General features: G+C 74.2%; 16 protein-coding genes. 7 read left to right on the top strand and 9 right to left on the bottom strand.

Annotated elements, in window-relative coordinates:
• Positions 1-66: 66 nt before the first annotated feature.
• Both BGP03_RS33820 and BGP03_RS33815 read right to left on the bottom strand, forming a co-directional pair.
• Positions 67-3,315: a carboxyl transferase domain-containing protein gene (locus BGP03_RS33820; protein WP_298795271.1), complete on the bottom strand. Its 3,249-nt coding sequence runs from the start codon at positions 3,313-3,315 to the stop codon at positions 67-69.
• Positions 3,312-4,910: an AMP-binding protein gene (locus tag BGP03_RS33815; protein WP_296372052.1), complete on the bottom strand. Its 1,599-nt coding sequence runs from the start codon at positions 4,908-4,910 to the stop codon at positions 3,312-3,314. Before BGP03_RS33815 ends, BGP03_RS33820 begins: the two co-directional genes overlap by 4 nt.
• 18 nt (positions 4,911-4,928) lie before the next feature.
• On the opposite strand from BGP03_RS33815, the gene BGP03_RS33810 reads away from it, so the two are divergent.
• Positions 4,929-5,525 carry a TetR/AcrR family transcriptional regulator gene (locus BGP03_RS33810; protein WP_298795269.1) on the top strand — a complete coding sequence of 199 codons (597 nt, stop codon included), beginning with the start codon at positions 4,929-4,931 and terminating at the stop codon, positions 5,523-5,525.
• A gap of 140 nt (positions 5,526-5,665) precedes the next feature.
• Here BGP03_RS33810 and BGP03_RS33805 read toward each other — a convergent pair whose 3' ends face one another.
• A complete protein-coding gene (locus tag BGP03_RS33805) occupies positions 5,666-6,451 on the bottom strand; it encodes a class I SAM-dependent methyltransferase (RefSeq protein ID WP_296372048.1) in 786 nt (261 codons plus the stop codon).
• 222 nt (positions 6,452-6,673) lie between these two features.
• Here BGP03_RS33805 and BGP03_RS33800 point away from each other — a divergent pair, with 222 nt between their 5' ends.
• Both BGP03_RS33800 and BGP03_RS33795 read left to right on the top strand, forming a co-directional pair.
• Positions 6,674-7,930, top strand: coding sequence for a cytochrome P450 (locus tag BGP03_RS33800; RefSeq protein WP_296372047.1), 1,257 nt, complete (start codon positions 6,674-6,676; stop codon positions 7,928-7,930).
• 1 nt (position 7,931) lies between these two features.
• Positions 7,932-9,419, top strand: coding sequence for a hypothetical protein (locus tag BGP03_RS33795; RefSeq protein ID WP_296372045.1), 1,488 nt, complete (start codon positions 7,932-7,934; stop codon positions 9,417-9,419).
• On the opposite strand, the gene BGP03_RS33790 is transcribed toward BGP03_RS33795, so the two are convergent.
• Together BGP03_RS33790 and BGP03_RS33785 are read right to left on the bottom strand one after the other, a co-directional pair.
• Entirely contained in the window at positions 9,397-10,953 is a 1,557-nt protein-coding gene (locus BGP03_RS33790; RefSeq protein ID WP_298795266.1) for an EAL domain-containing protein, read from the bottom strand. The two genes, BGP03_RS33795 and BGP03_RS33790, sit on opposite strands and share 23 nt — an antisense overlap.
• On the bottom strand, positions 10,934-11,329 hold the full coding sequence (locus tag BGP03_RS33785) for a hypothetical protein (RefSeq protein ID WP_296372040.1): 396 nt from the start codon (positions 11,327-11,329) through the stop codon (positions 10,934-10,936). The genes BGP03_RS33790 and BGP03_RS33785 overlap by 20 nt, the downstream gene beginning before the upstream one ends.
• Before the next feature lie 329 nt (positions 11,330-11,658).
• On the opposite strand from BGP03_RS33785, the gene BGP03_RS33780 reads away from it, so the two are divergent.
• Complete coding sequence (locus tag BGP03_RS33780) at positions 11,659-12,033, top strand: STAS domain-containing protein (protein ID WP_363094997.1); 375 nt, start codon at positions 11,659-11,661, stop codon at positions 12,031-12,033.
• A gap of 167 nt (positions 12,034-12,200) precedes the next feature.
• Here the strand turns inward: BGP03_RS33780 and BGP03_RS33775 are convergent, their stop codons facing one another.
• The 4 genes from BGP03_RS33775 to BGP03_RS33760 form a co-directional block, all read right to left on the bottom strand.
• Complete coding sequence (locus BGP03_RS33775) at positions 12,201-13,502, bottom strand: GAF domain-containing SpoIIE family protein phosphatase (protein ID WP_298795264.1); 1,302 nt, start codon at positions 13,500-13,502, stop codon at positions 12,201-12,203.
• A 110-nt stretch (positions 13,503-13,612) separates the two neighbouring features.
• Positions 13,613-14,365 (bottom strand): GAF and ANTAR domain-containing protein, encoded by a 753-nt coding sequence (locus BGP03_RS33770; RefSeq protein WP_298795262.1) that lies wholly within the window; start codon positions 14,363-14,365, stop codon positions 13,613-13,615.
• A 34-nt stretch (positions 14,366-14,399) separates the two neighbouring features.
• Positions 14,400-15,125 (bottom strand): GAF and ANTAR domain-containing protein, encoded by a 726-nt coding sequence (locus tag BGP03_RS33765; protein ID WP_296372032.1) that lies wholly within the window; start codon positions 15,123-15,125, stop codon positions 14,400-14,402.
• A gap of 159 nt (positions 15,126-15,284) precedes the next feature.
• Positions 15,285-15,488 carry a hypothetical protein gene (locus tag BGP03_RS33760; RefSeq protein ID WP_298795260.1) on the bottom strand — a complete coding sequence of 68 codons (204 nt, stop codon included), beginning with the start codon at positions 15,486-15,488 and terminating at the stop codon, positions 15,285-15,287.
• Between the two features lie 130 nt (positions 15,489-15,618).
• On the opposite strand from BGP03_RS33760, the gene mptB reads away from it, so the two are divergent.
• The 3 genes from mptB (at position 15,619) to BGP03_RS33745 (ending at position 18,848) form a co-directional block, all read left to right on the top strand.
• On the top strand, positions 15,619-17,178 hold the full coding sequence (gene mptB / locus BGP03_RS33755) for a polyprenol phosphomannose-dependent alpha 1,6 mannosyltransferase MptB (RefSeq protein ID WP_298795258.1): 1,560 nt from the start codon (positions 15,619-15,621) through the stop codon (positions 17,176-17,178).
• 138 nt (positions 17,179-17,316) lie between these two features.
• The gene (locus tag BGP03_RS33750; protein WP_298795255.1) at positions 17,317-18,480 is read left to right on the top strand and encodes an AI-2E family transporter; all 1,164 of its coding nucleotides are present in this window, start codon (positions 17,317-17,319) and stop codon (positions 18,478-18,480) included.
• Positions 18,477-18,848 carry a hypothetical protein gene (locus BGP03_RS33745; RefSeq protein WP_298795252.1) on the top strand — a complete coding sequence of 124 codons (372 nt, stop codon included), beginning with the start codon at positions 18,477-18,479 and terminating at the stop codon, positions 18,846-18,848. Before BGP03_RS33750 ends, BGP03_RS33745 begins: the two co-directional genes overlap by 4 nt.
• The last annotated feature ends 70 nt before the right edge of the window (positions 18,849-18,918 follow it).

The following is an 18,918-nucleotide window of genomic DNA, read 5'->3' as shown; positions in this document are numbered from 1 at the left end:
GTCCTCGGTGCTCACGAACGGGTTCCCGCGGACCGCACCGGAGGATCCGGGGCGTCGGCCACCGCGTCAATCGGGTGAACGGTCCCACGCGGCCGTCCTCTCCCCGTCCACGCCGCGCGAGTTCCTCACCGGTGGGACCGTCGGCCGGCCGTCCCGCCGGCCCAGCACCCGCCGGAGCACCGAGCGGGTGTCGGCCGGGTCGATCACGTCGTCGACCTCGAACACCGACGCGACGCTGAGGGCCTTGCCCCGCTCGTAGTAGCTCGCGATGAGCTCGTCGTAGCGGGCACGCCGCGCGTCCGGGTCCGCGATCGCGTCGAGCTCCTTGCGGTAGCCCAGCCGGACGGCCCCCTCCAGGCCCATGCCGCCGAACTCGCCCGACGGCCAGGCGACCGTGAGCGCCGGGGCCTTGAGGTCGCCGCCGGCCATCGCCATGGCGCCCAGCCCGTAGCCCTTGCGCAGCACGACGGTGACCAGCGGCACCGTCAGCCGGGCGCCCGCGAGGAACATCGCGCCGAACCGGCGGACGGTGGCGGTGCGCTCGGCGTCGGGCCCGACCATGAACCCCGGTGTGTCGCACAGCGAGACGACCGGGAGCCCCCAGGACTCGCAGAGCTGCAGGAAGCGGGTGGCCTTGTCGGCGGCGTCACCGTCGATCGCCCCGCCCAGGTGCTCCGGGTTGTTGGCGAGGACCGCGACGGGTCGCCCGTCGAGCCGGGCCAGCGCCGTGACGATCCCGGCGCCGAACCCGGCGCGCAGCTCCAGCACCGAGCCGGTGTCGACGAGCGTCTCGATCACCGGCCGCACGGCGTAGGAGCGCAGCCGGTCCTCCGGCACGAGATGGCGCAGGAGGCGCTGGTCGGCGTGCTCGCGGGTGCCGGTCGCCCCGGCGAAGAACGCGAGGTGGCGCCGCGTCGCGTCGACCGCGGCGGCGTCGTCGGCCACCAGGACGTCGACCACGCCGTTGGCCCACTGCACGTCCATCGGGCCGACGTCACCGGGTGCGACCACGCCGAGCCCGCCGCCCTCGATCATGGCCGGGCCGCCCATGCCCAGGCTGCTGCCCTCGGTCGCGATGATCGTGTCGCAGGCGCCCGCGAGCGCGGCGTTGCCCGCGAAGCAGAAGCCCGAGACCACGGCGATCGTCGGGACGGTGCCGCCCAGCTGCGCGGCGAGCCGGAACGACGGCACGTCGAGCTGGGCGACGGCCGAGGTGTCGGTGTCGCCGGGGCGCCCGCCGCCGCCCTCGGCGAACACGACGAGGGGCAGCTTCTCGCGGAGGGCGAGCGTGTAGAGCCGGTCGGTCTTCCGGTGGTTGTGGATGCCCTGCGTGCCCGCCAGCACCGAGTAGTCGTAGGCCAGCACCGCCACCGGCTGCCCCCCGACGGTGCCGGTGCCGGTGACGAGCCCGTCCGCGGGGGTGCGGGCGATGAGGTCCTCGACGCTGCGCCGGCTGCGCTGCGCGGCGATCGTCAACGCGCCGTACTCCACCAGGCTGCCGGGGTCGAGCAGGTCGGCGAGGTTCTCGCGGATGGTGCGGCGGCCCCTGGCGTGGGCGCGCTCCACCACCTCGGGGCGGGCCTCGTCGAGGCCGACGCGGTGGCGCTCGACGGTCTCGGCGAGATCGGCCCGGATGTGGTCGGGATCGGGGGCCGTGTCCTCGGGCGCCAGCTCCCGCGCCGCCGCGGAGTCGCGCAGCCACACCAGGGGAGTGCCGGGCGCCACCGACTCCCCGACGGCGACGGGCAGCGCCGCGACGACCCCGGCGTGCCCGCTGCGCACGGCGTGCTGCATCTTCATGGCCTCGACGACGACCAGCTCGGTGCCCGCGGCGACGATGTCGCCCACCGCGACGGGGACGGCGACGACGACGGCGTGCTGCGGGCTGGGTACGGCCACGGCTTCCCCGGCGGCGGGTTCGGGGGCGCCCCCGGCTGTGCCAGCAAAGCCACTGTGCTGTCGCCGGGTGACCTGAACGTGGCTTTCCCGACGTGGCGGGGGCCCTCCCAACTCGGCGAGGTGCGCGTCGACGAAGCCGGTGTCCAGTCCGCCCAGCTCCGGTCGCGCCAGCAGCGCTTGCAGGAGGCCGGTGTTGGTCGCGACGCCCTCGACCACGAGGTCGGTCAGGGCCCGGCCGGCCCGTCTCGCCGCCGTCGCGAGGTCGGGGCCCGTCGTGATCACCTTGGCCAGCAACGGGTCGTAGCGCGGGCTGATCGCGTAGCCGGCGTAGCCGTGGGTGTCGACGCGGACGCCCCGGCCCGTCGGCGGGGCGAAGCGGGTGAGCGTGCCGGCCTGGGGCACGACCGTGCCGTCGGCGTCGACGGTCTCGGTGTTGACCCGCACCTGCACGGCCGTTCCGGTGCTCACGGGCGGCCCGTCGATCCCGAGCGGTCCGCCGCCCGCGACGCGCAGGGCGATCTCCACCAGGTCCAGGCCCGTGACCTCCTCGGTGACGGTGTGCTCCACCTGGATCCGCGGGTTGACCTCCAGGAACGCGACGTCGGCACCGGCCACCAGGAACTCGACGGTGGCGAGCCCCGAGTACGCCCCGACCAGCCGCACGGCCATGTCGTGCAGGCGGGCGCGGTCGGGGAGGTCGGGCGCCGGGGCGATCTCCACGAGCTTCTGGCGGCGTCGCTGCGCGCTGCAGTCGCGGTCGCCCAGCGCCACCGTGCGCTCGCCGTCGCCGACGACCTGCACCTCGACGTGCCGGGCCCCGGGCAGGTACCGCTCCACGTACACCGCGCCGTCGCCGAACGCGGCCAGCGCCTCGGACGTGCAGGCGCGCAGCGCGTCGTCGAGCGCGTCGGGGCTGGTCACCGGGCGCATGCCGCGCCCACCCCCACCGGCGAGGGCCTTCACCATGACCGGGCCGTGTTCCGCCATGAACGCGCGCGCGGTGGCCGGGTCCGTGGGGCCGTCGGTGCCGTGCAGCACGGGGATGTTCACCTCCGCGGCCCGCGCGCGGGCCGCGGACTTGTCCCCGAACAGCCGGAGCGCGTCCGCCGACGGGCCGACGAACGTGATGCTGTGCTCGGCGCAGGCCTCGGCGAGCGCCGGGTTCTCCGAGAGGAACCCGTAGCCGGGGTGCAGCGCGTCGCAGCCGGTCCTGACCGCCGCCCCCACGACCTCGGCGACGTCGAGGTAGGCCGCCGCGCCGGTGCCGGGCAGCCGGACGGCCTCGTCGGCGCGCGTGACGTGCAGGCAGGCGTCGTCGTCGTCGGGATGCACGGCGACGGTCGGGATCCCCAGCACCGCGGCGGTGTCGAGGATGCGCACCGCGATCTCCCCGCGGTTGGCCACCAGCAGCTTCACCGCGTGCCCCGGCGGACCACGATGCCGGCCGCCTCGCGGTCCCAGCCCGTGGGCCCGGAGTCGCGCAGCACGTGCTTGTGCACCTTCTGGGTGGGCGTCTTCGGCAGCTCGGCGGCGACGTCCAGGTAGCGCGGCACCATGAAGTAGGGCAGCCGGTCGATCAGGAACCCGATGAGCTCCCGCGGGTCGATCGCGGCGCCCTCCCGCGGCACCACGACGGCCTTGATGTCGTCCTCGGTCAGCGCCGACGGCACGGCGACCACCGCGCTCTCGTAGACGTCGGGGTGCTCGTTGATCACGCGCTCCACCTCGAAGCTGGAGACGTTCTCGCCTCGGCGGCGCAGCGCGTCCTTCATGCGGTCGGAGAAGAAGAAGCGGCCCTCGGCGTCGCGGCGGAAGGCGTCGCCGGTGTGCACCCAGCCGTCGACCAGCACCTCGGCCGTCTTCTCCGGCTGCCCGTGGTAGCCGCGCATCACCAGCCGCGGGTCCTCGGGCCGCACCCACAGTTCGCCGACGGTGCCGGTCGCCACGTCCGCCCCCGCCCCGTCGACGAGCCGCAGCTCGTAGCCCTCGCGCGCGAACCCGCACTCCCCGCCGACCACGGTCTCCGGCGGCCCGTTCATCACGGCGCCGATCTCGCTCATCCCGTAGACGGCGGCCAGGTCGATGCCGAACCGCTCCCGGAACCGGGCGACGTCACTGGCCAGCGGGGCCATCACCGCGAGCTCGAGCGGGTTGTCCCCGTCGTCGGGCGAGGGGGCGACCTGCTGCAGCAGCTCGGCCATCGCCCCGAGCATGACGGTGACGGTGATGCCGTGCTCGCGGATCGTCGGCCAGAAACCGCTGACCGAGAACGCGGGCTCCAGCACCACCGGGCAGCGGTGGATGATCCCCTGGTAGATGCCGTACCAGAGGCCGGTGAGGTGGAACATCGGCAGCGTGACCAGCAGTCGGTCGCCGCGCCGCGGTCGCTCCTGGTCCTCCCGCGAGCCGTAGGTGTAGGCGTGGGCGTGGGTGATCAGCACGCCCTTCGACAGCCCCGTCGTGCCGGACGTGTACATGTAGGCCATCAGCTCGCCCGCGTCGACCGGCGCCACCGGGGCCGGGGCGGCCGTCGTCAGCTCGTCGAACGCGACGACGCGCAGGCCCGGTCGATCTCCCATCCCGTCGGCCGCCGCCGGGTCGCCGCGCACCACCAGCGTCCGCAGCGCGGTGAGGTCGCCGGCGATGCGCGCGACGCGCTCCACGTAGGCGTCGTCGACCACGAGCGTCGAGGCCGCCGAGTCGTTGAGCACGTGGGCAAGGAACGACCCCTTGTAGGCGGTGTTGACGGGCACCTCGACCATCCCGCCGAGCCCGAGGCCGGACCAGACGTGCGCGGCGTCGAGCGAGTTGTCCAGCAACGCCGCCACCGGCTCCTGCCGCGCGACGCCGAGCGCGCCGAACCCACCGGCGATCCGCAGCGAGCGGTCGTGGCTCTCCGCGGTGGTGTAGCGCGTGGTGCGGTCGAGCTGGGCGAGCTCGTCGGGCTCCTCGGCGAGGGCGCGGTCGTACGCCGCGCGCAGGGTCCGTCGATCGACCGGTGGAAGCGCCATGCGTGCTACTTTACATCAGTGTCAAGTTTAGGCGGCCGGACGCTGAGCGCGGAGGACAAGCGCGACCGGCTGCTCGACGTCGCCGAGGCGGCCTTCTGCGCACACGGCTACGACGGCACCACGATCGCCGTCCTCGCCGCCGAGGCCGGGGTGACCCGCCCGACCGTCTACGCGTACTTCGCCTCCAAGGACGACGTCTTCCGCGCCGTCGCCGACCGGGTGCGCCGTGAGTTCCTGGAGCTGCAGGAACGGGCCGACACCAGCTCCCCCGAGCGCACGGCTCGTGAGGCGGTGGCCGGCTACCTCGCCGCGTGGGCCCGCCACCACGGGATGCTGACGGTGATCGCCCACCAGGCCCTCGCCGACCCGGGCGTGCGGACGCTGCGCGACGAGATCCTCGCCCGTGCCGAGCGGCGCAACACCCGGTTCGTCGAGCGGTTGACGGCGGAGGGGCTCGCCGATCCCGCCCTGCCACCGGCCGACCTCTCCCGTGCCGTGACCGGCATCGTCGCCCGGGCGGCGGAGGTCGTCGCGGACGACCCGCGGCAGCTCGCGACGCTCGCCCGGCGGATCGGCGACGCCTACCTGAGGCTCGCCGGCATCGCGGCGGCCTGACGCGGGACGGCGCGCCCCACGTGGTGTCGACGCCGGCCGAGCCGTTCCGGCGGGGTACGGAACGCGTCCGCGCGGGTCACGCCGGGGCCGGCCTCGGCCTGTGCGTGACGGTGGAGCTGCCCCACCGGTGACCGGAGCCGCTACCGGGGTCCGTCGCCGTGCGGACGCAGCACGGCGACGTGCCCGGCGATCGTCCCGGTGCCGCCGCCGGGCTGCAGGACGGTGGCGATCCGGGCGTCCGCGTCGGTGAAGACCCGGACCCAGTCCGTGGGCGGGAACGCGTCGTCGATCTCCGCGTCGCCGCACGGCCGCGGGCGGGGCAGTCCGGCGGCGATGGCGCGAGCGAGCGGTGGGGGGAGGCCGCGCGGGCCCGCACCGAGGTTCTCCAGGTAGCCCAGGAGCGGGCCCGGATGGTTGGTCTCGGCGAGGAGCAGGGTGCCGCGGGCGCCGACGAGATCCCGCAGGTTCGCGGCCAGGGCCCGCCGCTGGGGCGCCGGCATGACGTGCAGCACGCCCCGGACGAACACCGTGCACGCGCCCAGCTCGGCGGCCAGCCGGGCTCCGGCGCCGGGCTCGGTCATGTCGGCGTTGCGGTACTCGACCCGACGAGGTCCCGGCGGGGTCTCCCGCACGGCACGGGCGACGGCGTGGGGCGAGAGGTCCACCCCGACGGTGTGGTCGAAGCGGGTGGCGATCCGGCGGGTGAAGCGGCCGTTGCCGCAGCCGACGTCGACCACCGGGAGGGTCGGGTCGGCGTACTCGGCCAGCAGGTCCAGGTAGCGCTGCGCCTCGTCGGAGGTGCTCGCGTCCCACAGGACGTCCCCATGGTCGCCGGTGTCCCGGATGTCGGCCCAGTAGCGGTCCCAGCGCGTGGACACGTCGCGCGGGGCCCGCCGCGCCAGACGGATGACGTGCAGGAGAAGCACTGCCCTGGTCCATCGCATGGCGCGCCCCCCCCCGCCCCGGGACGCTACGTGCCCGGGACGAGCCGGTCGTCCGTCATCCGGGCGGTCGGTCACCCCGTGTCCGGGGGGCCTCTCGGGTGATGACCATCGTCCGGACGCGTGCATCCGGGTGGACCGGGTGGTCTCTCCGTAGTCATTTGCTTACATTCAGTGTGATCGGCCACCGGAAGGGGACCTCCGTCCATGTCGTCAGACCTCGCCGACCCCGTGTTCGACCTCCGCGATCCCGATCTCTACCGGCATCCCCATCCGGTCCTGCACGAGATGCGGGACCGGGCTCCGGTCCACTACTGCCCCGAGCTGGGCTCGTGGATGCTCACCCGCTACGACGACGTCGGCGCGGCGCTGCGGGATCCCCGCTTCCACGCCGTCGAGGAGCACAAGAAGGTCGACGTGCTCCCGGCCGCGGTCCGCCGCGAGCTGGCCCCGCTCCGCCGGATCTTCATGCAGTGGGGCGGGCGTGACGATCCCGCCGCGCACGCGACGTTCCTGCGGGTGATGAAGAAGCACTTCACCCCGCGCCGGGTACTCGACCAGCAGCCGGCGATCCGGGCGATCATGGACGACCTGCTCACCACCGCGCTCGCCGGTACCGGGCCCGTCGACGTGGTCAACGACATCGCCCACCCGCTCGCGATGTCGGTGGTGTGCCGGCTGCTCGGCATCCCCGCCGCGGAGATCGACATGGACCTGATGCTCCGCGCCTCCAACGGGATCTCGCAGCTGCTGGAGATGGCCGAGCTCGAGCAGCTCCGGCGCTCCCAGCAGGGCATGCTGGAGATGGGCGCCTTCCTCGCCCCCTACGTCGCGGCCGCCCGGCGGGGTGCGGGCTCCGGCCTGTTCGCCGTGATGGCGGGTCCGGGCACCCCGCTGCCCTACGACGACGACGACGTGGTGGCGCAGGGGATCATGTTCACCGTCGTCGGCTACCACACCACGGCCAACCTGCTGGCCAACGGCATCCAGCTGCTGTTCGACCACCCCGACCAGCACCGGCTGCTGGTCGACGGCGGGCCGGCCGGCCTCCCGGCGGCGTTCGACGAGATGATGCGCTTCCACGGGCCGGTGTCCACGATCCGCCGGATGGTGCTGGAGGACGTGCCGCTGCGCGGGCAGGTGATCCCGGAGGGCGACACGGTCATGCTGGCCCTCGTCGCCGCGAACCGGGACCCGGCGGTGTTCACCGATCCCGACGAGTTCCTGGTGCGGCGGCCCGACGCGCACAAGCACGTCGGCTTCACCGTGGGCCCCTACAGCTGCATGGGCCAGGCGCTGGCGCGGCTGGAGGGCGACGTGTTCTTCCGGACGATGCTGACCCGCCTGCCGGACATGGCCCCCGCGGATCCCGTGCCCGACTGGACGGTGTTCCGGCCGTTGGGGAAGGAGCTCAGAACGCTGAGGATCAGACCTGGTCGGCTCCGGCCCGGACGCGTGGCCTGACGTGGAGGAGGTGCTCGCGGCCATCGCCGCGCGGCGCGCGGTCATCGACCGCCATCCGCTGTACGCGTGGATGGAGAGCGACGCGGTGCCGCTGGAGCAGCGGTTCGTCTTCGCGCCGCTGTTCGCCAACTTCATCCTCGGCTTCCGGGACCTGAACCGCTGGTTCCTGCGTTACCCCGAGCCCCGGACGGAGTACGAGCGGGCCATCAACCACCACACCCTCGAGGACGAGACGCACTCGGCGCTCTTCCTCGACGACTGGGCCGAGCTGGGGCTGGACGGCCTGCTCGGCTGGGGCGTCGAGGACACCGTGGCCTGGTACTACGCCGCACCGGAGACGGAGGTGTTCCGGCGGTACGCGACGCGGCTCGTCCAGATGTGCGTGGAGACGCCGGACCCGCTCGTCCGCTTCGGCGTCATGGAGGCGATCGAGACCTGCGGTCACGTGTTCTTCGGCCACACCGCGCCGCTGGCGGCGCAGCTGTCGGCGCGGACGGGTGCCGCGCTGCGGTACTTCGGGCCCTACCACCTCGCCCGCGAGACCGGAGCCCTCATCGACGCCGACGACCTCTTCCACACCGCGGTGCTCACGGCGGAGCAGCGCGCCGAGGCGCTGCGGCTGGTGCACGAGGTGTTCGACATGTTCACGGTGAAGAACGGCCACCTCCTCGCCTACGCGCGGCGCACGACCGGCGTGCCGAGCCCGGCGGCGGCACTGCGCGCGGTCGAGGTCGCGAGGGGCGAGGGGGTTCCCGGGCCGGTCGTCGGCGCACCCCCGTCGGCGGCCCACCGGCCGATGGCGGAGCTGCTGCGTGAGCGGATGGGCCGGGCCCGCGCGCACCCGTTCCCGGCGTGGATCTCCGGCGGCGGGGGAGACCCGGCCGACCGGCTGGCGGCGTTCCTGCCGCTGTGGATCCCGGACATCATGGGCTACGCCGACCTCATGACCTACGCGCTGCCGTTCCCGCACCCCGCCACCGCGCAGGAGCGGGCGCTCAACCGGAGGGTGCGGCTGCTGGCGTCGCACCACCGGCTGTTCGCCCGCGACGCGGCCGCGCTGGACCTGGACGCGCGGCTGGGCTGGACGGCCGGCGAGACCCTGCGGTTCCTCGGCCACGGCCGGCAGACCGACCTGCAGCGCGAGACCGCGGCCGCGTTCCTCGACGCCGCCTTCCGCCAGCGCAGTCCCGTGGTCCGGTACTGGCTGGTGGAGGCGCTGCAGGGCAGCGGGGAGGCGTTCTTCCGGCACGGCGGCCTGCTCGCGCGGGAGGTGGAGCGCCGCGACGGCGTCCGGTTGGACTACCTCGCGGACCGTCACGGGCTCGCCCACCCGGAGCTCGATCCCGACCCGGAGGCGGATGCCGTGCAGTTCACCCGGCTACCGGTGACCGGCGCGGAGCGCGATGCCGCGGTCGGCGTCATCACGATGGTCTTCGACCGGCTGGGGGAGCAGTTCGACCAGTCCCTCAGGATGCTGCCCGCTTCGTAGCGTGCGCGGCCGCCGTCAGGTGCATGGTCATCGGGGCGGCGGACATGGGCGCGCACCAGTAGATGCCCTGGCCGAACCGGCAGCCGAGTCCGCGCAGCTCCTCGGCCTGGGCGGCGGTCTCGACGCCCTCGGCCACCGCGTCCAGCCCGAAGGCGTCGACGATCGCGAGGATCGCCGCCGCGACCCTGTGCTGCTGGGGGTCGGTGTCCAGGCCGGTGACCAGCGCGCGGTCGATCTTGACGAGGTCGAGGAACTTCTGGCGCACGTAGCCGATGGAGGAGTAGCCGGTGCCGAAGTCGTCGATCGCCACGGCGATCCCGGCGCGGCGCAGCGTCTCGAGCGCCTGCAGCGTCTGGGCGTCGTCACCGGTCATCTGGGTCTCGGTGACCTCCAGGACGAGGTCGGCCGGGCTGATCCCGTGGTGGGCGAGGGATCCCAGCACCTCGTCGGCGAACCGCGGCGAGCGGAGCTCGATGGGCGAGATGTTGAGGTGCATCGTGAACGCGCTGTCGCCCAGCACCGTCGCGCGCCAGCCGGCCAGCTGGGCCAGCGCGGTGTCGAGGACCCACCGGTCGAGCGCCGCGATCATGCCCGTGTCCTCGGCCACGCCGATGAACTCGGCCGGCAGCAGCAGCCCGCGCGTCGGGTGCTGCCAGCGGACCAGCACCTCCACCCCGGACGTGCGTCCGTCCTGCAGGTCGACGATCGACTGGTAGTGCACCCGCAGCTGCCCGCCGGCGATCGCGCCGCGGAGCTGGTCGGCGAGGCGGACCCGCGACAGGGCGGCGGTGTGCATCCTGGTCTCGTAGATCTGGACCGCTCCGCGGGTGGTGCCCTTGGCCTCGTACATCGCGGTGTCCGCGTCCCGCAGCAGCGCGTCGGCCTGCTGGCCCCGCACCGCGAAGCACACCCCGATGCTCGCGCTCACCCAGCAGACCTGGTCGCCGAGCTGGGCCGGCGCCTGCAGCGCGGTGCGGATGCGTTCGGCCATCTCGAGGACCTGGTCGTTCGTGGCGTCGATGACGACCAGCGCGAACTCGTCGCCACCGAGGCGCGCGACGGTGTCGCTCTCCCGCACCACCGCCCGGAGCCGGGAGGCGACCTCCATTAGCAGCAGGTCGCCGACGGCGTGGCCGAAGCTGTCGTTGACCGCCTTGAACCCGTCGAGGTCCAGGAGCAGCACGGCGGGCGGTGCGGCGCCGCGGTCGGCGCGCGCCATGGCCTGGCCGATGCGGTCCGCCAGCAGGGTCCGGTTGGCCAGCCCGGTGAGGGGGTCGTAGAGCGCGAGCCGCTCGAGCTGGAGCTGGGCCTGCTCGAGCTGCAGGGTCCGCTCGGTGACCCGGGCCTCCAGATCGGCGTCGAGCGCCTGGAGCTCCTCGGCCATCATGTTGATGCCCACGATCACGGCGTCGATCTCGTCCGAGGCCGGTGACGGCTGCATCCGCGCCCCCCGGTCGCCCGACGCCAGCTCGACCACCAGCTCCACGAGCTGGCTGAGCCGGTCGTCGCCCGGCTCAGGCGCCCGTGTCGTCATGGCGCAACCAGGCGACCGCCGAGGGCTCCGAGGTGAAGAACCGGGTGGGCACGGGCACGGAGCTCACGCCGAGGGCGAAGTTGGCGATCACCCGGTCCACCGGGGACTGGCCGAGCAGCGCGATCCTCGACGCCGAGCACCTCCGCGTGAACGTCACCCGGGCCGGTCGGGTCAGCGCCGCGGTTCCGGTCATGTCGACCAGGAGCGGACGCTCGTGACTCCCGTTGACCCGGTCGACGAGCGTCATCGCGTGGTTCGCCAGCTCCTCGGTGATCCGCAGGCCGCGCACCCAGGTGAGCCGGACGATGCCCAGATCGTCCACGGCGACGTCCAACAGCTGGTCCGGCTCCGCCATGCCGCTCACGGCATCGGACACGAGACGACCTCCTCGGCGTAGGGGGCGTAGGGGCGTAGGTATCGGGAGTGCGATCACTAGCCCATCGGTCCGCGGTGTCGGCCCGTTATCGGAAGGTGGGGTCTTCACCCGATCGGGCAGGTGGCGACGGGCTGTGGTCGGCACCGCGCGCATTCTGCCGGACGCCCATCCTGGCCTGTGCTCTCCGGAAGGGAATGGTTCCTGCGCGTGACCGCAGCCGCGGAAAGGCGTGCCGGTGTCGCTGTCCCCGGCTATTCCCGCTACGGTCGGCCGTCGGTTGAGACCACAGCCACCGCCAGTTCCGATCGTCGTGAAAGTGAGCGGATTCTGTGGAACTCCCGATCGAGGTTTCCGGAGACGCCGATGCGGCGGAGTGGTTGCGTCCGGGTGTGCTGATGCTGACCGTGGAGGGCGATCTGGACATGCTCACCGCCCCCCACCTGACCGGTCGCATCCGGGCCGCCGCCCGTCTCGGGCCGGCCCATCTCGTGCTGGACCTGGCCGGTGTGACGTTCATGGGCTCGAGTGGGATCCAGGCCCTGGTCGCCGCCCTCGACGTTACCCGGGACGGCCCCACCCGGCTGCACCTGCTCGTGCCGCCGGGGTGCCGCGTCGTCGAACGTCCGCTGCAGGTGACCGGCGTGCTCGGGCTGTTCCACACCTGTCCCGACGTGAACGGGTTCCTCCGCGACACGGGAACGTGACGGGTTGTCCTGACGGCGGTCGGAGGTCGCTTCTACGGTGAATGCGACCTCGGGTGCGCCGAATGGACCTGAGATTCGCCGGCGGACGACGACGACCTGGCTGACACGGGGAGTGCTCGACTTCTGACGAACCCCCAGGCGCGCCGGACCGCGCCGGACGACCGGGCTCAGCCGGCGGGGCGGGCCGACGGGTCGATGCGGACCACCACGACCCCGATGTCGTCGGTCGGGGTGGGGCCGGTCTGGTGGTTGGCCGCGTCGACGAGCGCGGCGGCGAGCGTGTCGGCGTCCGCGCCGGGGGCGCACCGGGTGAGGGCGTCGGTCACGCCGGTGTCGTCGAGCTGCTCGACGGCCCCGATGCCGTGCGCCTCGGTGATGCCGTCGGTGTGGAGCACGAGGCTGTCACCCGCGCCCAGGACGACGCTCTGGCATCCGACCACCGACTCGGCGGCGATGCCCAGCACCCGGCCGCCCCCGGCCAGCTGCTCCACCCGGCCGTCGGCGCGGCGGACGAACGCCGGAGGGTGCCCGCCACTGGCCAGCGTCACCCGCCAGGAACCGGCCGGCACGTCCGCGGGCCGGGTGAACGTGGCGTAGAGGGCGGTGACGAAGCTGATCCGGCCGTCGAACCAGACGTGCAGCACCTCGTTGAGGGTGGCGAGGACCTTCGCCGGGTCGGTCTCGGAGTGGGCGGCGGTGCGGACGGCCGAGCGCGCCATGGCGGTGGTGCGCGCCGCGGCGGCGCCCTTGCCGCAGACGTCCCCGATGACGACGCCGAAGCCGCCGAGGACCGGGACCACGTCGTAGAAGTCGCCCATGACCTCGACGCCGGAGCCGCCCGGCTGGAACCGCGCGCCGATCACGGCGCCGGTCAGGCGGGGCGGACGGCTCGGGATCAGGCTCTCCTGCAGCGTCGCGGCGAGCTCGGCCGCCTCGACCGCGTGCCGGTCGGCCGCCCGCAGGGCGAGCCGCAGGGCGATCTCCCCGCTCGCGGCGAGGGCCAGGGTGCGCAGGGTCTCCAGGTGCAGCTCCGTCCAGTCCCGCACCACGCTGTCCATGGCGCAGAGGTTGCCCAGCACCAGCCCGTCCGGGCCCAGGACGGGAACCCCCAACCAGGACACCGCGCCGAAGACGTGGATCTGCGGGAGGTCGCGCAGCCGCGGGTCCTGGCGGACGTCCGGGGCGCAGACGATCTCACCGGTGTCGATCACGACCTGGCAGGCGGATTCCTCGACCGGCACCTCGAAGGTGCCGTCCGGGCCGGTGAGCAGCGCCGGATCGGGGGCGCCCTTCAGGAACGACCGGACGTCGTCGACGACGGTCAGCGCGACCATCGGGGTGCCGAGCATCGTGGATGCGAGCCGGGTGAGCCGGTTGAACGCCTCCTCGGGACCGGACTCGAGGAGCCTGGTCGCGTGGACGGCGGTCACCCGCTGGGGGGCCTCCACCCCGGTCCGATGCCCCGCCACGCCGCCCCGCTCCCTGTCACGGCCGTTGGCCGTTGCGCCCATCATGGTCCACGGAGCGTGCGCGGTGGCCACCGCGGCCCACCCCGGGCCCACCCCGCGGCCCCGTGCGGCTACTGCGGGGACCGGGAGCCCCGGCTGCCCAGCCCCGCGGGGTCGAGCTCGCCGGCGACAACCCGCCGGGCCACCTCGGCCAGGCGCAGGTTGCGGGCGCGCGCGAAGCGGCGCAACCGGTCGAACGCGGCGTCCATCGGCAGCCCCAGGCGCTGCGCGATGACCCCCTTGGCCTGCTCGACGACGACCCGGCTGTTCAGAGCGGTCTGCAGCTGCTCGGTGAGCACCTCGCCGCGGCGGACGGCCCGCTCCGACAGGATCCCGATCGTGGCCACGTCGGCGAGGGCCTGGCCCAGGGCGAGGTCGGCTTCCGGGAGCGCGCCGGGAACGCCGTGGAACAGGTTGAGGGCACCGATGGCCTGGCCGCGCAGGCGCAGCGGGATGGCGTGCACCGACCGGAAGGCGCCCGCGCGCTGCACGGCGGCCGCGAAGACCGGCCAGCGGGCCGACATCTCGGCGAGATCGGGCACCCGGACCTGTCCGACGGTGCGGTAGGACTCCAGGCACGGTCCCTCGTCCGCCTGGAGCTGCAGCAGCTCCGTCGTCTGGGCGTCCTCGCTGGACGCGGCGACCAGCCGCAGCTGTCCGCCTCCGTCGGCGAGCAGCAGCCCGGCGGCGTCGGCGTCCAGCAGGTCCACGCAGTGGCCGACGAGCTGGTCCAGCAGGTCGATGATGTCGTAGTCGTCGACGAGGGTGTCGGCCAGCGCGACGAACGCCTGTCCGACCCGGTGCTCACGTGCGGGCCCGCTCATGCCGGACCTCCCTTCCGGTCGCTGGTCCATCGGTCTAGATCATGTCCTCGGTGAACACCATGCGTCGGGCCACGACGTCGCGCGCCACGTCGATGAGCGGCCGCTGGTGGGCGAAGGCGTGGCCGCGCAGGCGGGCGAGGGCGTCGGTCGGGCCGATGCCCAGCTGGGCCAGCACCATCCCGGTGGCCTGGTGGATCTCGGCCCGGTGGCCGGTCGTGTGGTCGAGCCACCCGCCTGCGCCGTCGACGCCCGCGTCGGGGTCGGTGCGCAGGCCGAGGATCATCAGCGCCGCCGTGTCGACGGCGCCCCGTGCGTCGCGCCACTGGGGGTCGCTGAGACCGCCGGGGGTGGCCCGGTAGAGGTCGAGCACGCCGAGGTTGACCGCACCCCACTGCAGCGGCAGGGCGAAGAGGGCGCGCACCGGCGTCTGGTCGACGACGGCCGCGGCGAAGATCGGCCACCGGACCGTGTCGGCGGGGCGGTGCACGTCCGCGACCAGGACGGGGCGCCCGGTGGTGGCGGCCTCCATGCACGCTCCCTGCCCGAGGGCGAACTGGAGCTCCTCCAGCAGTTCGGCCACCGCGTCGGTGGCCCACAGGGTCTGGCGGGAGTCGTGCGCGGTGAACAGCGAGATCGCCGCGCCGTCCACGTCCAGCCCGTCCACGCAGGCCCGGCAGATGCGCCCCGCCAGCGCGCGCTCGTCGTCCCCGTCGCGGACCATGCCCAGCAGGGCCCGGGTGACCGTGCCCAGCTCAGCCACGGCGGCCTGTGCTCATCGTGCGGGTGGTCCCGTCTCTCGACATGCTCACGGCCGCATGCGACCACGACGGGACTCGATCGACACCGACGGTGTCGTGACGCTACTCGCCGTGCCGCCCCCGCCCGGTCCGGGGGCGCCGCGGCCGGGTCGTCCGGGCGGTCAGGGGACGGCGAGTACCGGCTCGGGGCCGTCCGGGTCGTCCGGGTCGTCCGGGCTGTCCGGGCTGCCGGGGCCGTCGGGCGCCGGTTCGGCCGGCGCCGGCGGGAGCGTGTCGGGGGTGTCCGGGGAGAGCTCGGCGGGATCGTCGGGGACGGGCTCGTCCGGGTCGATCGGCGGGTAGGCGGGGCCGGGGTCGGTCGTCATCGTGGCAGTGTGCGCCGCCGGTCCCCGCGTCGCCGTACCTGCGGGCGGTTGACGGAGGGTGGAACGGGTACCTGTCATCACGACGTGGTCCAATGATCAGCCGGGCCGCGATCCCGCGGGGTGCCGCCGGATGGACCGATGGAGGGGCGTGGACCAGCGCAGGCACGGCCCCGTTCCCCGGGACCTGGTACGCCGTCCGGCCGTCGTCCTCGGCTTCGTCGGGGACCTCGCCGCCGCACGGCGCCTCGGGCTCACCGGGGCGCTGCTGATGGCCGTCGGCTCACTGGGCGCCGGTGCGCTGCCCGTGCCGAACCCGCTGTTCGGGGTGCGGGTACTGGGTCTGCCCGCCCGCAACGACACGCTGGCGATCGCGCTCACCTACGCCGGCATGGGGCTGCTCGTGCTCGCGTGGGTGCGGGTCGCGCTGATGCCCCGCGACCCGCACACGCGGCCGGGGTCCGGGCTGGTGCGCACCGCCGTGACGTGGGCGGCGCCGCTGGCCCTGGCTCCGCCGCTGTTCTCCCGGGACGTCTACAGCTACCTCGCGCAGGGGGCTCTCCTGAGCCGGGGGCTGAACCCGTCGGTCGTGAGCCCCGCGGCCGGGCTCGGCGTCGACGACCCGCTGGTGCGCAGCATCCCGACCCTGTGGCGCGACACCCCGTCCCCGTACGGGCCGCTGTTCCTCATGCTGGCCCACGGCATCTCCCGCCTCAGCGGTGACGACGTGGTGCTCGGCGTGCTCGCCCACCGCGCGGTCGCGCTGGCCGGACTCGCCGCGGTCGCGTGGGCGCTGCCCCGGCTGGCGCGACGCTTCGGCGTGGCCGCCGACCGGGCGCTCTGGCTGGGTGCGGCCAACCCGCTGATGCTGTTCCACGTCGTGAGCGGCGCCCACAACGACGCCCTGATGCTGGGGCTGCTGCTCGTGGGGGTGGAGATCGGGCTGCGGGCAGGGAACCGGTTGCTCGACCCGCACCTCCTGGCCGGGGCCGCGGTGGTCGTCTGCGCGTCGGCGGTCAAGCTGCCGGCGTTGCTCGCCCTCGGGTTCCTCGGGATCGCGTGGGCGCAGGGCCGGGGCGGCCGGCTCCCCGACGTCGCGAAGGTCGCGGTGGTGCTCCTGGCCGTCACGGTGGTGGTCGACACGGTGCTGTCGGACATCGCGGGGGTCGGGTGGGCGTGGCTCGGTGCCCTCTACGTGCCCGGGCTCGCCCTGAGCTGGATGTCGCCGATGACCGACCTCGGCCTGCTCGCGGGCGGGTTCGGCGTCCTCGCCGGGCTCGGCGACCACACCGCGTCGGTGCTGGGGGTGAGCCAGCTCGTCGGCGGGGCCGCGGCGGCCGTGATCTGCATCCGGCTGCTCCTGGCCGCACTGCGCGGGCGGCTCGACCCGCTGGCCGGCCTCGCCGCCGGCACGGCCGCCGTGGTGGTGCTGGGCCCGTCGCTGCAGCCGTGGTACCTGCTGTGGGCGGTGGTGCCGATGGCGGCGACGGCCGCCCTGCCCCGCTTCCGGCGCACCGCGCTCGCGGCGTCGGCGGTGCTCGCGGTGGTGACCGTGCCGTCGGGGTCCGACTTCGGCTTCCACGTCTACCAGCTGCCGACCGCGGTCGTCGCCGCGGCCGCGGTGTTCGGGGTCGTCCTGCTGGCGGAGGGTCGCGCGCTGCGACCTCGGCATTCGGAGCAATTCGGTCGGTGAACCGGGTACCCGGGCCGGGACCGGGTACCCGATGTCTCCAGGTGGGGCCACGCGCCCCGGAGACGGGAGCCCGACGTGCCGGACGGACAGACGAGAGAGGCTCCGGACGGGCACGTCCATGCGCCGACGCCCCGGCGCATGGTGGCGGCCCCCACCCCCATCCTCACGCCCACGCCCACCCTGGTACCGCGGCCGCTGCGGATCGCCGCCGCCATCGGCTGGCGGTTGCTCGTGGTGGCGGCCGCCCTGTTCGTGCTGGGCACAGTGGTGGCGTACCTGTCGCCGATCGTGGTGCCGGTGGCCATCGCCCTGCTGCTCGCCGCGCTGCTCGACCCGCTGGTCCACGCGTTGGTCGTGCGGCGGGTGCCGCGCGGCGTGGCCACGGCGCTCGTGGTGGTCGGCGGGCTCGCCGTGCTCGGCGGGCTCCTGACGTTCGTCGTGATGACGTTCGTGAGCGGGGCACCCCAGCTGGGGGCCCAGCTGGCCACGAGCGTCGGGGAGATGACGCGCTGGCTCACCGACGGACCGCTCCGGCTGAGCCCGCAGCAGCTCGGCGACATCCCGCAGCAGCTGCTCGCGGCCGTGAACGCCAACCAGGCGTCGATCGCGACGAGTGCGCTCACCACGGCGGCGACGATCGGCGAGCTGTTCACCGAGGTCCTGCTGATGATCTTCACGCTGATCTTCTTCCTGTACGGCGGCTCCCAGATCTGGACGTTCCTGACGAAGGTCGCCCCTCGTACGGCGCGGGCGCGGGTCGACGTGGCCGGCCGGCGCGGGCTGGCCGCACTGGTGAGCTACACCCGCGCCACCGGGGCGGTCGCCGTCGTCGACGCGGTGGCGATCGGGCTCGGCGTGGGGCTGCTCGGCGTGCCGCTCGCCCTGCCGCTCGCGGCGCTGGTGCTGCTGGGCGCGTTCGTCCCGATCATCGGGGCGGTGGTGGCCGGCGGGGTCGCCGTGCTCGTCGCCCTGGTGTCGCAGGGCTTCGTGTCGGCGCTGATCGTGCTGGCCATCGTGATCGCGGTGATGCAGCTGGAAAGCCACATCCTGCAGCCGCTGCTGCTGGGGCGGGCGGTCAAGCTGCACCCGCTCGCGGTGGTGCTGGCCGTGGCCACCGGGCTGCTCGTCGGCGGCATCGCTGGTGCGCTGCTCGCGGTGCCGCTGCTGGCGGTGCTCAACTCCGGGATCCGCTCGCTGCTCAGCCCGCTCGACCGCCACGTCGCGCCCGAGGACGTGCACACCAGCGAGCCCGAGGACAGCGGACCCGCCGACGCCGGCCTCGACCGCGAGGCGGACCTGTGACCCGCGGTCGGACGAGCGGCCGGGAGCGGGCCGGCTCCGCGTGGAGCGGGCTGTGCGGGAGCAGCTGCGCGTGGGTGCCGGTGGCCACCACGCGGCCCTCGTCGATGGCCACCACGCGGCCCTCGTCGAGCACGACGATCTGGTCGGTGTCCACCACCGTGGGCAGGCGGTGCGCCATGATCAGCAGGGTCCGTTCCGCGGCCGCGGCCACGTCGATCGCGTCCTTCAACGCCTGCTCGTCGCGGTCGTCGAGGCTGGCGGTGGGCTCGTCGAGCAGCATCAGCGACGGTTCCGCGGTAGGCGCCGGGCTCGCGCTGCCCGCGGCCCGGCTCATCAGCACCGTCCGCGGCGCCCGTCGTCGGGCCTAGGAGGCTCCTGAATTAGCGCTGTATGCAGTCTTGGGGACGGTCAGGGTCCCTCAAGGCCGTCTGTGCGGCG

The sequence above is a fragment of the Pseudonocardia sp. 73-21 genome, assembly GCF_001899645.1.
Classification (GTDB): Bacteria; Actinomycetota; Actinomycetes; order Mycobacteriales; family Pseudonocardiaceae; genus Pseudonocardia.
The sequence above is the reverse complement of the archived record's forward strand: the minus strand, read 5'-3'. Positions and strand labels throughout refer to the sequence as shown.